The organism is Sphaerisporangium sp. NBC_01403 (assembly GCF_045040145.1).
In the GTDB taxonomy this organism is placed as follows: Bacteria; Actinomycetota; Actinomycetes; order Streptosporangiales; family Streptosporangiaceae; genus Sphaerisporangium; species Sphaerisporangium viridialbum.
Genome location: NZ_CP109534.1, coordinates 1,121,951 through 1,135,447 on the forward strand (window position 1 = coordinate 1,121,951; position 13,497 = coordinate 1,135,447).

At 71.6% G+C, this 13,497-nt stretch carries 13 protein-coding genes; 8 read left to right on the plus strand and 5 right to left on the minus strand.

Going from position 1 to position 13,497, the window contains the following annotated elements:
- The first annotated feature begins 39 nt into the window (after positions 1 to 39).
- The 3 genes from hemG to OG589_RS04780 all read left to right on the plus strand — a co-directional run bounded on the left by hemG (position 40) and on the right by OG589_RS04780 (position 3,010).
- Entirely contained in the window at positions 40 to 1,488 is a 1,449-nt protein-coding gene (gene hemG, locus OG589_RS04770; RefSeq protein WP_405146497.1) for a protoporphyrinogen oxidase, read from the plus strand.
- 114 nt (positions 1,489 to 1,602) lie between these two features.
- Complete coding sequence (hemQ, locus tag OG589_RS04775; RefSeq protein WP_405151957.1) at positions 1,603 to 2,244, plus strand: hydrogen peroxide-dependent heme synthase; 642 nt, start codon at positions 1,603 to 1,605, stop codon at positions 2,242 to 2,244.
- 127 nt (positions 2,245 to 2,371) lie between these two features.
- Positions 2,372 to 3,010, plus strand: a complete 639-nt coding sequence (locus OG589_RS04780; protein ID WP_405146499.1) for a hypothetical protein — start codon at positions 2,372 to 2,374, stop codon at positions 3,008 to 3,010.
- A gap of 305 nt (positions 3,011 to 3,315) precedes the next feature.
- Here the strand turns inward: OG589_RS04780 and msrB are convergent, their stop codons facing one another.
- Positions 3,316 to 3,717 (minus strand): peptide-methionine (R)-S-oxide reductase MsrB, encoded by a 402-nt coding sequence (msrB, locus tag OG589_RS04785; RefSeq protein WP_405146501.1) that lies wholly within the window; start codon positions 3,715 to 3,717, stop codon positions 3,316 to 3,318.
- Between the two features lie 403 nt (positions 3,718 to 4,120).
- Here msrB and ligD point away from each other — a divergent pair, with 403 nt between their 5' ends.
- On the plus strand, positions 4,121 to 5,140 hold the full coding sequence (gene ligD, locus OG589_RS04790) for a non-homologous end-joining DNA ligase (protein ID WP_405146503.1): 1,020 nt from the start codon (positions 4,121 to 4,123) through the stop codon (positions 5,138 to 5,140).
- Positions 5,141 to 5,434: 294 nt separating this feature from the next.
- Entirely contained in the window at positions 5,435 to 5,869 is a 435-nt protein-coding gene (locus OG589_RS04795) for a hypothetical protein (RefSeq protein ID WP_405146504.1), read from the plus strand.
- A gap of 154 nt (positions 5,870 to 6,023) precedes the next feature.
- Here the strand turns inward: OG589_RS04795 and OG589_RS04800 are convergent, their stop codons facing one another.
- Together OG589_RS04800 and OG589_RS04805 are read right to left on the minus strand one after the other, a co-directional pair.
- Complete coding sequence (locus OG589_RS04800) at positions 6,024 to 6,860, minus strand: LLM class F420-dependent oxidoreductase (protein WP_405146506.1); 837 nt, start codon at positions 6,858 to 6,860, stop codon at positions 6,024 to 6,026.
- Between the two features lie 126 nt (positions 6,861 to 6,986).
- Complete coding sequence (locus tag OG589_RS04805; RefSeq protein ID WP_405146507.1) at positions 6,987 to 8,129, minus strand: PfkB family carbohydrate kinase; 1,143 nt, start codon at positions 8,127 to 8,129, stop codon at positions 6,987 to 6,989.
- A 112-nt stretch (positions 8,130 to 8,241) separates the two neighbouring features.
- Here OG589_RS04805 and OG589_RS04810 point away from each other — a divergent pair, with 112 nt between their 5' ends.
- Positions 8,242 to 9,030: a DeoR/GlpR family DNA-binding transcription regulator gene (locus OG589_RS04810; RefSeq protein ID WP_405146508.1), complete on the plus strand. Its 789-nt coding sequence runs from the start codon at positions 8,242 to 8,244 to the stop codon at positions 9,028 to 9,030.
- 10 nt (positions 9,031 to 9,040) lie between these two features.
- Entirely contained in the window at positions 9,041 to 10,405 is a 1,365-nt protein-coding gene (locus OG589_RS04815) for a 6-phospho-beta-glucosidase (RefSeq protein WP_405146509.1), read from the plus strand.
- An 86-nt stretch (positions 10,406 to 10,491) separates the two neighbouring features.
- Here OG589_RS04815 and OG589_RS04820 read toward each other — a convergent pair whose 3' ends face one another.
- Positions 10,492 to 11,943 carry an aldehyde dehydrogenase family protein gene (locus OG589_RS04820; RefSeq protein ID WP_405146510.1) on the minus strand — a complete coding sequence of 484 codons (1,452 nt, stop codon included), beginning with the start codon at positions 11,941 to 11,943 and terminating at the stop codon, positions 10,492 to 10,494.
- A gap of 207 nt (positions 11,944 to 12,150) precedes the next feature.
- Here OG589_RS04820 and OG589_RS04825 point away from each other — a divergent pair, with 207 nt between their 5' ends.
- Positions 12,151 to 12,969: an SAM-dependent methyltransferase gene (locus tag OG589_RS04825; RefSeq protein WP_405146512.1), complete on the plus strand. Its 819-nt coding sequence runs from the start codon at positions 12,151 to 12,153 to the stop codon at positions 12,967 to 12,969.
- Positions 12,970 to 13,106: 137 nt separating this feature from the next.
- Here OG589_RS04825 and OG589_RS04830 read toward each other — a convergent pair whose 3' ends face one another.
- Complete coding sequence (locus tag OG589_RS04830) at positions 13,107 to 13,391, minus strand: hypothetical protein (protein WP_405146514.1); 285 nt, start codon at positions 13,389 to 13,391, stop codon at positions 13,107 to 13,109.
- Positions 13,392 to 13,497 lie beyond the last annotated feature (106 nt).

Genomic DNA, 13,497 nt, shown 5'->3' on the forward strand with positions numbered 1-13,497 from the left:
AGCGCGCGAGGTGCTCGCGGGCGGGTAACGTCTGGAGACATGGAAGGGACTCGGCGGCATGTCGTGGTCGTGGGCGGGGGCATCGCCGGGCTGGCCGCGGCGTGGCATCTTCGCCATGAGGACGACAGCCTCTCGGTGACCGTGCTGGACGGCGCCCCGCGCGTCGGCGGCAAGCTGCGCGCCTCCGAGGTCGCTGGCATGCCCGTGGACGAGGGCGCCGAGGCCATGCTGGCCCGCCGTCCCGAGGGCAAGGAGCTCGCCCGCATGGTCGGGCTCGGCGACGAGCTGGTCCATCCGGGCACCACGGGCGCCTCGGTCTGGACCCGGGGCGCGCTGCGGGCCATGCCCAAGGGCCATGTCATGGGCGTTCCCTCCGACATCATCGAGCTCGGCCGCTCCGGAGTCCTGTCGCCCGCGGGCCTCGCCCGGGTGCCGCTCGACCAGATCCTGCCCGCGACGCTGGTCACCTCCGACGTCTCGGTCGCGGCGTACATCCGGGCGCGCATGGGCGGCGAGGTCGTCGACCGGCTGGTGGAGCCGCTGCTCGGCGGCGTCTACGCCGGGCGCGCCGAGTTCCTGTCCCTGGACGCGACCATGCCCCGCGTCGCGACGATCGCGCGCACCGAGCGCTCGCTGCTGAAGGCCGCCCGGTCGATCAGCGGGGAGGCGCCCAAGGACGCCGGCCCGGTGTTCACCACGCTGAAGGCCGGCATGGGGAGCCTGCCCGGCGCGGTCGCGGCGGCGTCCGGTGCCGACATCAGGACCGGCGTCATGGTGCGCGAGCTCAGGCGCACCCGCACCGGCTGGCGCCTGGTGACCGGGCCCACCAGAGATCCCGAGACGATCGAGGCCGACGCGGTGATCGTGGCGGTGCCCGCGCCGGCGGCGGGCAGGCTGCTCGCCGACGAGGTGCCGAAGGCCGCCGCCGAGCTGGCCCGCATCGAGTACGCCAGCATGGCGATCGTCACCCTGGCCTACCCGCGCACGGCGTTCCCCGAGCAGCCCGCCGGCAGCGGCTACCTCGTGCCTCCGATCGAGGGCCGGCCGGTCAAGGCCGTGACGTTCAGCACGGTCAAGTGGCCGCACCTGGCCGAGAGCGATCCCGGCCTGCTGGTGCTGCGCTGCTCGATCGGGCGCCTGGGCGAGGAGTTCATCCTCCAGCGCGACGACAACGAGCTGGTGGCGCTCGCCATGGCCGAGATGGCCGAGACCATGGGGGTCAGGGGGCTGCCGCTTTCGACGCGGGTGAGCCGCTGGGGCGGCGCGCTGCCGCAGTACGACGTGGGCCACCTCGACCGGGTCGCGCGCGTCCGCGCGGCGGTCGCCGTGCAGCCCGGCCTCGCGGTGTGCGGGGCCGCGTACGACGGGCTGGGCATCCCGGCCTGCGTCGCGACCGCCCGCACGGCCGCGGCGGGGGTCCTCGCGTACCTCCGGGAGGAGCGCGGGGGAGAATGGCGTGAGGACCAGCGAGCGGCCGGCACCCGCTGAGAGCCCCGCTGGCGCAAGGCGATTGAAGCTGTCGATGGAAGGCGAGTGCGATCAGTGACGGAGAGCAGTGCGCGGCCCAAGGCGCGCGATCTCAACCAGGTCATCCGCTACACCATGTGGTCGGTCTTCCGGGTGCGCGAGCCGCTGCCGGGCGACCGGCAGGAGCTGGCCCACGAGGTCGAGGCCGTGCTCTCGCAGGCCGCCGAGAAGGACGTCGTGACCCGGGGCTCGTATGAGGTGGCCGGCTTCCGGGCCGACGCCGACTACATGTTCTGGTGGCACTCCACCACGCCCGAGGATCTCCAGGAGGTCTACGGCCGCTTCCGGCGCACCTCCCTGGGCCGGGCGAGCGAGCCGGTCTGGTCGGTGATGGCGCTGCACCGCCCCGCGGAGTTCAACAAGTCGCACATCCCGGCCTTCCTGGCCGAGGAGGAGCCGCGCGGCTACGTCTGCGTCTACCCGTTCGTGCGCTCCCTGGAGTGGTACCTCCTGGAGGACTCCGAGCGCCGCGCCATGCTGGCCGAGCACGGCAGGCTCGCCCGTGACTACCCCGACGTGCGGGCCAACACGGTGGCGTCGTTCGCGCTCAACGACTTCGAGTGGATCCTCGCCTTCGAGGCCGACGAGCTGCACCGCATCGTCGACCTCATGCGGCACCTGCGCGCCTCGGAGGCCCGCAGGCACACCCGCCTCGAGGTCCCGTTCTACACCGGCACCCGCAAGCCTCTGGAGGAGCTGGTGGCCGCTCTGCCGTAACCGGCCATCGGGGTGCAAACCCCGACATGTGTCACTCTTGCCCCAAACACCCCATGCCTGTGATTGCATGAACAACTCACGTGAGTTCGCGATCTTTGGCATACTCGGGGGGATATCCCATGTCGATGTGAGGCAAAGGGTGAAGAGCGGCAAGAGTCTGGCACGTTCCAGGCGAGGGGGGCACCGGCGGCGCAAGGTGCGCCGGGCACGGGTTCTAGAGCTTTCCGCCGGGCTGACCGCCGTCGTGGTGGCGGGCCTGGCGGTCGGCGCGGTGTTCGTACGGCCCGGCGGCGGGGCGTCGGCGTCCGGCGTCCCCTCGCGCGCACCGAGCGCCGAGGGCGCGCCCTCGGCGACGCCGGCCCCGGCCGGGAAGGGCTCCGGCGTCGAGGCGGCGAGCTCGGGCGCCAAGAAGGCGCGCGGCGCGGCGAAGACCGCCTCGGGCCCGTCGAAGCACACCGACGCCGAGGCGGTGAGCTACTTCAAGAAGCGGTGGGTGGACGACAAGGCCGTCAAGCGGATCACCGACATCCGCACCGTGGGGAAGTACCTGCGGATCTACACCGACCTGCCGGAGTCGGCCCACAACTCCAAGGCGGCGATCGACCTGTGCAAGCGGGGTCTCGAATACCTCGTGCAGGAGGTCGGCGACCAGCACCCGGTCGTGTTCGTCCAGGCGGAGTACGGCCAGAACGGCAACCCGGTGCTCGCCAACATCCTCGGCCCGGGGGACAACTCGTGCCGGCTCACCCATCCGGCTCCGGACTAGGGGAGCCGGGCCTCGGGGGCTCGGGCCTTCGGGGTTCGGGCCGCCTCACCCGCACCCGGGTCCTGCCGCAGACCACGCAGCGCTGCGTGACCACCTGGCCTATGGCCTCGATGGTCTCCCACCTGTGGCGTAGGTGCACGCAGCCTCCGGACGGGACGGAACCTGCTGGTCGATCGGGGCGGAGGACTTTCAGGTGTTCCTACCCGGCCTTGGGCCCCGCATGCACCGTCCGTGACGTTCCGTGCGCCCGTCATCACTGATCGCGAGCCGCTCGCCGGGCGGCCCGCGATCTCATGCGGGAACCGCTATTCGCCCGGCACGAGCCGCAGCGAGACGGAGTTGATGCAGTAGCGGTCGTCGGTCGGGGTCGGGTAGCCCTCTCCGTGGAAGACGTGCCCGAGGTGGGAGTCGCAGCGGGCGCAGCGGACCTCGACGCGGGTCATGCCGAGCGAGTGATCCTCGATGAGGGTCACGGCCGCGGACTCCGACGGCTCGAAGAACGACGGCCACCCGCAGTGCGAGTCGAACTTCGTGTCGGAGCGGAACAGCTCGGCCCCGCAGGCGCGGCAGGAGTAGACCCCTGTCGTCTTGGTGTCGACGTACTCTCCGGTGAACGGACGCTCCGTGCCCGCCTGGCGCAGCACGCGGAACTCCTCGGGGGACAGCTGGACACGCCAGTCGGCGTCACTCTTGACCACCTTCTCCATGCCTCCAGCCTATGCGCGTGCGCGGTCGGGGCGATCCCGGATCCGGGACGTAAGGACCTCGTCAGACATCTGGCGAAATTCTGCTGGCCGAGCATCCTTTCCGACTGCTTTCAGCGTCTTTATCGGTGGAGGGTTGATCACCTCCAGTTGAGGGAGGATCGCCGGTCCATCCCCGCCTCGGGCGGTGCCCGCGTCCACGCGGCGCGCCGTCGCGGGCCGGGGGAGGCCGCCGGACGGGTGGCACGTCAGCGCCGGGTCCGGCGATCGTGGCGGGCGATCGTCGAGGTCCGTCCCGTTCGAGCGCCCGGTCCGCCACCGAGGTACTCCGGGACGGACCGTCCCACGCCCGGTTCACCGGGGGACGTTCCGGTTTCTGTCACCGCCGCGGGGTACGGTCGGAGGCATGGCGTCGCCGTTCATCGAGCTGAACGTCGGGGGCCGGGTCATCAAGGTGACCAACCCCGACAAGATCTACTTCCCCGACATCGGGGCCACCAAGCGCGAGCTGGTCGAGTACTACATCTCGGTCGGCGAGGGGGCTCTGCGCGCGCTCAAGGACCGTCCCACCTACCTCAAGCGCCACCCCGACGGTGTGCAGTCCGAGGCGATCTACCAGAAGCGCATCCCGCCCAGGCACCCCGACTGGCTGGAGACCGTCACCATCCGGTTCCCGAGCGGCCGCACCGCCGACGCCCTGCGCGTCACCGAGGTCGCCGCCATCGCCTACTGCGCCAACCTCGGCACCATCGACTTCCACCCGTGGCCCACCCGCGCCGACGACGTCGAGCATCCCGACGAGCTGCGCATCGACCTCGACCCCCAGCCCGGCACCGATTTCGACGACGCCAGGGAGACCGCGTTCGCCGTGCTCGAGGTCCTCGACGAGCTCGGCATGCGCGGCTTCCCCAAGACCTCGGGCACCCGGGGCATCCACATCAACGTGCGCATCGAGCGCCGGTGGTCGTTCACCGAGGTGCGGCAGAGCGCCATCGGCCTCGCCCGCGAGGTGGAGCGCCGCCGCCCCGACCTCACCACCACGGCCTGGTGGAAGGAGGAGCGCGGCGAGAAGGTCTTCATCGACTACAACCAGAACGCGCGCGACCGCACCATCGCCAGCGCCTACTCCGTGCGCGCCAGGCCGTACGCCCCGGTGTCCACGCCGGTGACCTGGCAGGAGCTGGCCGACGTCGACCCGCGCGACTTCGACATCCGCACCGTCCCGCCGAGGTTCGCCGAGCTGGGCGACGTGCACAGGGAGATCGACGACCGCGCGTTCTCCATCGAGCCCCTGCTGGAGTGGTACGCCAAGGACGAGCGCGGCGACATGCCGTACCCGCCCAACTACCCCAAGATGCCCGGCGAACCCAAACGCGTGCAGCCCAGCAAGGCGAGGCCGTCCGGCGCCGCCGACGAGGCCGGCTGATTCCGCGACGGCCGTAGCCCTCACCGCCAAGCGCGGCGCCCGCGCACGGCGGGAGTGCCCGGCGTCGCCGGGGTGGGCGTGGTTCCCGGCTCGGGCATCATCGAGCCGGCTTGTGGATCACCGCAGCACGCCGCCGTTGAGATGGTGGCGTGCCACGGCAATGCGTGATCACTTCGCTACTCTTGGCGATGATCGTTTGTGTCCTCCGACGCCATGGCGAGCACTGGTCGCTCCGCGCGAACAGCGTTCCCCCGAGGTCATGACCGCCGGGGCATCTCTATCGAGGGAGAACGCATGTCCGTCAAGAGGTCCATGACCGTCGCCGCTCTGGCGATCGGTGCCGTGCTGATGGCCGGGGGGACCGCACACGCCGAGCAGAACCCGACCACCGAGCCGGTGTCAGCGGTGAAGACGCCGTCAGCGCGGTCCGCCATCCAGATCGGCGCCGGCCGCACCGACCCCGGAGTGGGCTGGGTCGCGTACAACACCAACGGCATCTCCTTGGACGTCGACACCAGTTCCGCCAACTTCGCCGGCACGCCGGTCTACCTCATCTCCCTCGGTGGCATCGACAAGCATTTCCAGCTGACAGGCGCCAACGCCGTCTACGGAGCGACCGCGAAGAGCTTCCGCGTGTACCTGCGGTACAGCGACTGGGCCCCCCTGACGCCCGCCGACGCGAAGACGAGGGGGTGGTTCGTCAACTGGGTCGGCGTCACGACCCCGTGAGTCCTGCCCTCGCCGTGCCAGGCTGATCGGCTCACGGCGCAGGGAGAGTGCTTTCTTCGCCGTACGGGGCGCGGGCCGCTGTGGTGGCCCGCGCCCGCGCCCGCAGGCGAACGCGAGCGCGTGCGGCCTGGCAAGGCGAAGCCGTAGGCGCCGGTCAGCCGATCAGTGCCTCGGCGAGTTTGCGGTAGTCGTCCAGGGGGTCGGTGCCCGGGTCGGTCAGGAGCTGGATGTTCACGTGGTCGGCGCCCGCGGCGAGGTGCTCGTCGATCCGGCCCTTGACCGTGGCCGGGTCGCCGTAGACGACCAGGGCGTCGATCAGGCGGTCGCTGCCCTCACCGGCCAGGTCGTCGTCGCCGAATCCCAGCCTGCGCCAGTTGGAGGTGTAGTTCCGGAGGCCCAGGTACATCTGTACGGCCTGCCGGGCGAGCCCGCGCGCGTGGTCCACGTCCTGGCTGAGGATGACCTTCTGCTCCGGGGCCAGCAGCGCGCCCGCGCCGAGGATCTCGCGGGCCTGCCTGGTGTGCTCGGGCGTGGTGAGGTACGGATGGGCGCCGGCGCTGCGCTCGGCGGACAGCCGCAGGACCTTCGGGCCGAGCGCCGCGAGCACCCGGCTCTCGACCGGCACCCCGGCCGCGTCGAGCCCGTCGAGGTAGCTCTCCAGGGCGGCGTACGGCTTGGTGAACTCCGAAGTCGCCTCGGGGTGTCCCGCTCCGATGCCGAGCAGGAAGCGGCCCGGGTGTACGGCCTCGATCCGGTTGAACGAGGCCCCAACGGTCTGCGGGTCGTCCTTCCAGATGTTGACGATGCCGGTGGCGACGGTCAGCGTCGTGGTGGCGTCGAGGAGCTCCTCGACGAGCCGCAGGTCGCCGTCCGGCGATCCGCCCACCCAGAGCGCGGTGTAGCCGAGCTGTTCCAGCGACAGCGCCAGCTTCGGGGTGAACGCGGGCCTCGCCTGCCAGACACCGATCTCACCGACTGTGGGCCTCGTCATGTTCGTCGTCCTTTCGATGGTCCTGCTCCGTCCCCTGCGCCCCGGGGGATCGTGCCGGGACCCCGGAAGGCGGCGCCGGGCAACTCCCCCCAACGGCGATAGGGATCAACACTCGGGGGACCGGAATTATTCAGGCTCGTGCGGCGTGGTGCCCGCTCCGACGTCGGCGTGGCGGGACATGGTCGCGGCGGCCCGGCGGACGGCGCCCACGGGGACGGTGGGGACCAGCTTGTCCAGGAAGGCGTACCGGCGGGCCAGAGAGGCGATGTAGGCCCCGCTGGTGCCGGCGGCGGCCCGTACGTCGTGCCACCAGTCGGCGATGTCCCCCCAGCCGGGCGCGGCGAGGGACCCGCCGAACTGCTGCACCGCCAGCGCCGAGCACACCCCGGCGAACGCCAGGCGGTCGGCCAGCGGCCAGCCCGAGAGCGTGCCGAGGACCATGCCCGCGCCGAAGACGTCGCCGGCGCCGGTCGGGTCGAGCGCGGTCACCCGCAGCGCCGGGACGTACGCCTCCTCGCCGGTCGTGGAGTCGATCGCCATCGCGCCGTTGGCGCCGTCGGTGACCACGGCCAGCGGGACCCGGTCGGCGATCTCGTACAGGGCCTCGCGCGGGGTCTCGGTGCCGGTGTACGCCATGGCCTCCACGGCGTTCGGCATGAAGGCGTGGCAGACGGCGAGCTGGTCGAGCAGGGTGGGGGACCAGGTCTCCGAGGGGTCCCAGCCGACGTCGGCGAAGATCAGCGCGCCGTCCTTGTGCGCGAGATCGGCCCAGGTGCCGGTGTCGCCGCCGCCCAGCGGCTCCTCCACCGACAGCGGCACGATCACCGCGCTGGAGCGGGGCGGCCGGCCGATCATCTCGGTCGCGGCCATGGGCGGGGGATGGCCGTGGGTGACCATGCTGCGGTCGCGGTTCACGGCCATCGAGACCGTCACAGGGGAGTGCCAGCGCTGGAACCGGCGCGACCGGGACAGGTCGACGGACTCCTGCTCCGACAGGATGCGCCAGTTGAAGTCGGCGTAGTCGTCGTCGCCGAACGCGGCGGCCATGGAGGTGCGCAGGCCGAGGCGGCTGGAGGCGATCGCGAGGTTCGCGATGCCGCCCGGGCACGACCCCATGCCGTCGGCCCAGACCTCGGTGCCGGCGGCCGGCATCGCCTGGAGCCCCGTGAAGACGATGTCGAGGAAGACGGTGCCCGCCGTGAACACGTCGAACTCTGGCCCGTCCGGGCTGCGTTGATCGGCTAGTGGGTCGTACGCCTGGCCAGACACGGAGTGAGTCCTCCTCGACTGAGCGAAGATGTGCGCACTCTTGCACGTTTCGCCCGCCCAGATCAAGAGTTGACGGGCGATGATGCTCATTTTTGCTTAGTGGCGCGCAAGGATGACTGATACCATCCTGGCTGTGCTCCAGCACGTCCGGCATGCCGAGATCATGCAGCGGGTCCGCCTCGCGGGCGCGACGAGCGTGCGCGACCTGGCCGCCCAGCTCGGCGTCAGCCCCTCGACCATCCGCCGCGACCTGGAGATCCTCGACCGCGACGGCACGCTCACGCGCGTGCGCGGGGGAGCGCTCGCGAGCGGCGGAGCGCCGGCCGACGACGACCTCGTCTCCGCGCGGGCCGCGAGCCCCGGCGAGCGCGACAAGGACGCCGTGGCCGCCCGCGCCGCGCGGCTCGTCCGCGACGGCGACGTCGTGCTGCTCGACATCGGCACCACCACCGTGCTGCTGGCCCGGCACCTGACCGGCCGCCCCGTCACCGTGGTCACCTCCAGCCTGGCCGTCGTCGACGTGCTGCGCGGCGACTCCGCCGTCGAGCTGCTGCTGCTCGGTGGCATGCTCCGCCGCGCCCACCACTCCTCGCTCGTCGGCGTGCTGACCGAGGAGGCCCTGCGCCAGGTGTCCGCCGACCGCGTCTTCCTGAGCGCCAGCGGCGTGCGCCCCGACGGGCAGGTGACCGACTCCACGATCGCCGAGGTCTCGCTCAAGCGGGCCATGATGGTGGCCGCAGGGCAGGTGGTCCTCCTGGTCGACCGGCACAAGTTCCCCGGCAACGGGGCCCTGCGGGTGTGCGGCCCCGAGGAACTCGACGTGGTCGTGACGAACGACGGCGCCGACGAGCCGACCGTCCGCACCCTCACCGCGGCGGGGGCGCAGGTGCTGCTGACTTGAAGGAGCAGGTATGAGGCTGGCCATCCTCGGCGGCGGCGGTTTCCGCGTCCCGCTGGTCTACGGCGCGCTGCTGCGCGACACCGGCAGGCCGAGGGTCGAGGAGGTCGTGCTGTACGACGTCTCCGAGGAGCGCCTGACCGCCGTCGGCCACGTGCTCGCGCAGCTCGCGGCGGGGTATGACGACCCGCCGCGCGTGCGCGTCACCACCGACCTCGACGACGCGCTGCGCGACGCCACGTTCGTGTTCTCGGCGATCAGGGTGGGCGGGCTGGAGGGGCGCACCGCCGATGAGCGGGTCGCGCTCGACCTCGGCATCCTCGGCCAGGAGACCATCGGCCCGGGCGGCATCGCCTTCGGCCTGCGCACGATCCCGGTGGCCCTGCACGTGGCCGAGCGCGTCGCCGTGGTCGCGCCCCGGGCGTGGGTCATCAACTTCACCAACCCCGCCGGCATGATCACCGAGGCCATGCAGCGGGTCCTGGGCGACCGCGTGGTGGGCATCTGCGACTCGCCGGTCGGGCTGATCCGCCGGGCCGCCAGGTCGCTCGGTCTCGACCCCGCCCGCACCGCCCCCGACTACGTCGGGCTCAACCACCTCGGCTGGCTGCGCGGGCTGTCGTACGGCGGCCGTGACGTCCTTCCCGACCTGCTCGCCGACGACACGGCGCTCAAGCTGGTGGAGGAGGCGCGGCTGTTCGGCCCCGAGTGGGTGCGGTCGCTCGGCGCGCTGCCGAACGAATACCTGTACTACTACTACTTCACCCGGGAGGCCGTGGCCGCGATCGGCGGCGCGGCCCAGACCCGCGGCGAGGCGCTGCTCCAGCAGCAGGAGCGCTTCTACTCGGCGGTGCGGCGCGAGCCCGAGCACGCCTTGGCCGAGTGGCAGCGCGCCCGCAGGGAGCGCGACGCCTCCTACATGGCCGAGACCCGCGACACCGCCCAGGCGGGCGAGCGTGACGCGGCCGATCTGTCGGCCGGCGGGTACGAGGGCATCGCGCTCGCGCTGATGACCACCATCGCCCGGGGCGGCAGCACCACCATGATCCTCAACGTCCGCAACGGCTCGGCGGTCGCCGGGATGCCGCCCGAGGCCGTCGTGGAGATCCCGTGCGTGGTGGACGCCGGCGGGGTGCGGCCGCTGGCGACCAAGCCGCTGCCCGGCCAGTTCCTCGGGCTCGTCCAGCAGGTCAAGGCCGTCGAGCAGCTCACCATCGAGGCGGCGGTGACCGGCTCGGCGGGCGTGGCGCTACGGGCGTTCGCCTCGCACCCGCTGGTCGACTCGGTCTCCGTGGCCCGCCTCCTGCTCGACGGCTACCGCGCCCGCATCCCCGAGCTCGCGTCGGTCCTGCATCCGGCGCCCGGCGCGGCGCGTTAGCGGGCCATGGCCTGCCGTGCGGATGGCGTGAACTTCGTGGACATGGTCACTCCTGGCTCCCCGGTGCGTGCTCGATGACCCGGCCGTCAGGTCTGGATGATCGCGGCCTTCTCCCGCGTGTACGCGAGGACGGAGTCGTGGCCGTAGCCGCTGTCCTTGACGCCGCCGAACGGCAGCCCGGGAGGCATCTGGCGGAAGGTGTTGACCCAGACCGTGCCGCTCTGCAGGTCGCGGACGAACCGGTGCGCCCGGCCGAGGTCGCGGGTCCAGACCCCGGCGGCGAGGCCGTAGGAGGAGTCGTTGGAGATGGCCAGCGCCTCCTCGTCGGTGTCGAAGGGGATGGCCACCGCGACCGGGCCGAAGATCTCCTCCTGGCACACGCGGAGCGAGTTGTCGGTGGTGGTGTAGAGCGTCGGGGCCACCCAGTAGCCGCCTGGCATCGAGGGGACCACGGAGGCGCCGCAGGTGCCGCCGAAGACCAGCTCGGCGCCCTCCTTCTCGGCGATCTCCAGGTATCCGGTGACCCGCTCGTACTGGCCCGCCGACACGATCGGGCCCATCGTCGTCGAGAGGTCGAGCGGGTCGGCCAGCGTGAGGCCGGCGGCGACGGAGGCGACGCGCTCGATCATCTCGTCCCAGACGGGCCGCTGGATCAGGATGCGCGAGCCCGCGACGCACACCTGCCCGGCGTTGCCCGTGTAGACGGAGTTGACCGTTACGCCCTGGGCGGCGGCGTCCAGGTCGGCGTCCGCGAACACGATGTTGGGGGACTTGCCGCCGAGCTCGAAGGTGAGCGGCTTCAGCGAGTCGGCGCTGGCCCGCGTGATGGCCTGGCCCGTCTGGGTGGAGCCGGTCAGGCTGATCTTGGCGACCCCCCGGTGCCGTACCAGCGCGTCGCCGGCCTCCTCGCCGAGCCCGCTGACGATGTTCAGCACTCCGGGCGGCAGCACGTCCGCCAGCAGCTCGCCGAGCCGCAGCACGGACGCGCACGCCTGCTCGGCGGGTTTGACGATCACGGTGTTCCCGGCGGCCAGCGCGTACGCGGCCTTGGCCGAGAACGTCGAGATGGGGGAGTTCCACGGGATGATGCCCAGCACCACGCCGTACGGCTCGCGCCGGGTGAGGCCGAGCGTGTCGGGGCCGAGGATGACCGTGTCGCCCTTCACGGCGTCGAGGACGTCTCCCGCGGCGATCCGCCACAGGTACGTCATGCCGGGCAGGTCCTTCTTCAGGGTGTCGCGCAGGATGCGGCCGTTGTCGCGCGTCTCGATCCGGGCCAGCTCGTCGGCGTTGGCCGCGAAGACCTCGGCCACCTCGCGCAGGAAGCCGGCGCGCCCGAGGGCGGGCATCGCCGACCAGCCGGGGAACGCCTTCCTCGCGGCGGCGACGGCGGCGTCCGCGTCGGCCCGGCCGCTCGCGGGGATCCGTGCCCAGACCTCGCCGGTCGCCGGGTTGACCGAGTCCAGCGTGCGGCCGTCCGCGGCGGGTGCCAGCGCGCCCCCGATCAGGTTGCGGTACTCCGCGATGCTCTCCGCCATCCTCAACTCCCGCGTCGGCCGTACCGGATCTAACCAAGCGTACGCTTGCTCAACAACATCCGGGAAGCCGTGCGATTCGGTCATCGGCCGGGCGTCATCCGGCCTGACATATCACGGTTTATGATCAAGATTGGTTACTGCTGTGGAATGACGGTTTTGCCAATTAATTTGGAGTTCCAGTCGTCCCACCTCCGACAGGAGCGCCCCGTGACCGAAAGCTCGTTGCCGCCCGGCGAGCCGCAAAAGATCGACACCACGGTCTCCCACTCGCCACGGATCTGGAACTACTGGCTCGGGGGCAAGGACAACTACCAGGTCGATCGCGAGGTCGGCGACCAGTTCCGCGAGGTCTTCCCCGACATCGTGGAGATCGCTCGCAGCTCACGGACGTTCCTGTCGCGCGCGGTGACCTATCTGGCCGCGGAGGCGGGTGTCCGCCAGTTCCTGGACATCGGCACCGGGCTGCCGACCCAGGACAACACCCACGAGGTCGCCCAGCGGATCGCTCCGGAGTCCCGCATCGTCTACGTCGACAACGACCCGGTGGTGCTGACGCACGCCCGCGCCCTGCTCGTCAGCGCGCCGGAAGGCGTCACCCAGTACATCGACGCCGACCTGCGCGACCCCGAAACGATCCTGGAAGCCGCGGGCCGCACCACTCTGGACTTCGGCCGGCCGGTGGCCCTGATGCTGCTGAACATCCTCGGTCACGTCTCCGACATCGAGGAGGCGCGCTCCATCGTCAAGCGCCTGACCGACGCCCTGCCCTCCGGCAGCTACCTGGCGATCGCCGACGGCACCAACGTCGTGCGAGGGCCGGAGTTCGAGGCGGCGATCGCCATCTGGAACGCCAGCGGCTCGGTCCCCTACAACCTTCGCTCCCCGGAGCAGATCAGCGGCTTTTTCGACGGCCTGGAGCTCGTCGAGCCGGGCGTGGTCTCCTGCCCCAGCTGGCGGCCGGACCCCCACGAGAGCCAGTTCGTCCGCGAGGTGGACGAGTTCTGCGGGCTCGGGCGGAAGGCCTGACGGCCGCGCACGCGGGAACGGGGCGGCACGTGCCTGGGGGGCACGTGCCGCCCCGCTCGCCGGGCGGTGCTCAGTGCACGCCGGCCCGGTCGCTCACCCCGTCGTAGCCCGGGGCGTCGCCGGCCGGCCGAGGGCCGCTACGACTCGGTGACCGGGGTCTGCTCGGTCGTCGTCTCCGCGGTGTAGACGCCCCACATCTTGGCGGACGACGGCTCGGTGTACGCCTTGCAGGCGAGTGACGTCTCGATGGAGGACTGCTGCTCCTTTATGTCGGGGAGGGCGCTCTGGCACGACGCCAGGGACTCGTACCCGCCCTTGATCAGGTCATCGGAAGGAGTGGCAGCGAGGGCCGCCGACGCGAGCGTCGCGGGTACGACGAGCGCGCCGCTCAGGGCGAGCGCTGCAAAGACGTTTCTCCTCATGGAGATCGACCTCCTCTCGTGCCGCCGAAGGTGGCGGCCAAATGAGAGCGTGACGCAGCGAGCGTCACCGGAGCATGACGCGTGCGTGACGGAGGTCAGCGCTCCG

What these genes read in the sequence shown, in the direction of transcription:
- hemG (WP_405146497.1), top strand. Translation starts at nt 40, where the DNA reads ATGGAAGGGACTCGGCGGCATGTCGTGGTCGTGGGCGGGGGCATCGCC.
- hemQ (WP_405151957.1), top strand. Translation starts at nt 1,603, where the DNA reads ATGTGGTCGGTCTTCCGGGTGCGCGAGCCGCTGCCGGGCGACCGGCAG.
- msrB (WP_405146501.1), bottom strand. Translation starts at nt 3,717, where the DNA reads ATGGAGAAGGTGGTCAAGAGTGACGCCGACTGGCGTGTCCAGCTGTCC.
- ligD (WP_405146503.1), top strand. Translation starts at nt 4,121, where the DNA reads ATGGCGTCGCCGTTCATCGAGCTGAACGTCGGGGGCCGGGTCATCAAG.
- OG589_RS04795 (WP_405146504.1), top strand. Translation starts at nt 5,435, where the DNA reads ATGTCCGTCAAGAGGTCCATGACCGTCGCCGCTCTGGCGATCGGTGCC.
- OG589_RS04800 (WP_405146506.1), bottom strand. Translation starts at nt 6,860, where the DNA reads ATGACGAGGCCCACAGTCGGTGAGATCGGTGTCTGGCAGGCGAGGCCC.
- OG589_RS04810 (WP_405146508.1), top strand. Translation starts at nt 8,242, where the DNA reads ATGACTGATACCATCCTGGCTGTGCTCCAGCACGTCCGGCATGCCGAG.
- OG589_RS04815 (WP_405146509.1), top strand. Translation starts at nt 9,041, where the DNA reads ATGAGGCTGGCCATCCTCGGCGGCGGCGGTTTCCGCGTCCCGCTGGTC.
- OG589_RS04820 (WP_405146510.1), bottom strand. Translation starts at nt 11,943, where the DNA reads ATGGCGGAGAGCATCGCGGAGTACCGCAACCTGATCGGGGGCGCGCTG.
- OG589_RS04830 (WP_405146514.1), bottom strand. Translation starts at nt 13,391, where the DNA reads ATGAGGAGAAACGTCTTTGCAGCGCTCGCCCTGAGCGGCGCGCTCGTC.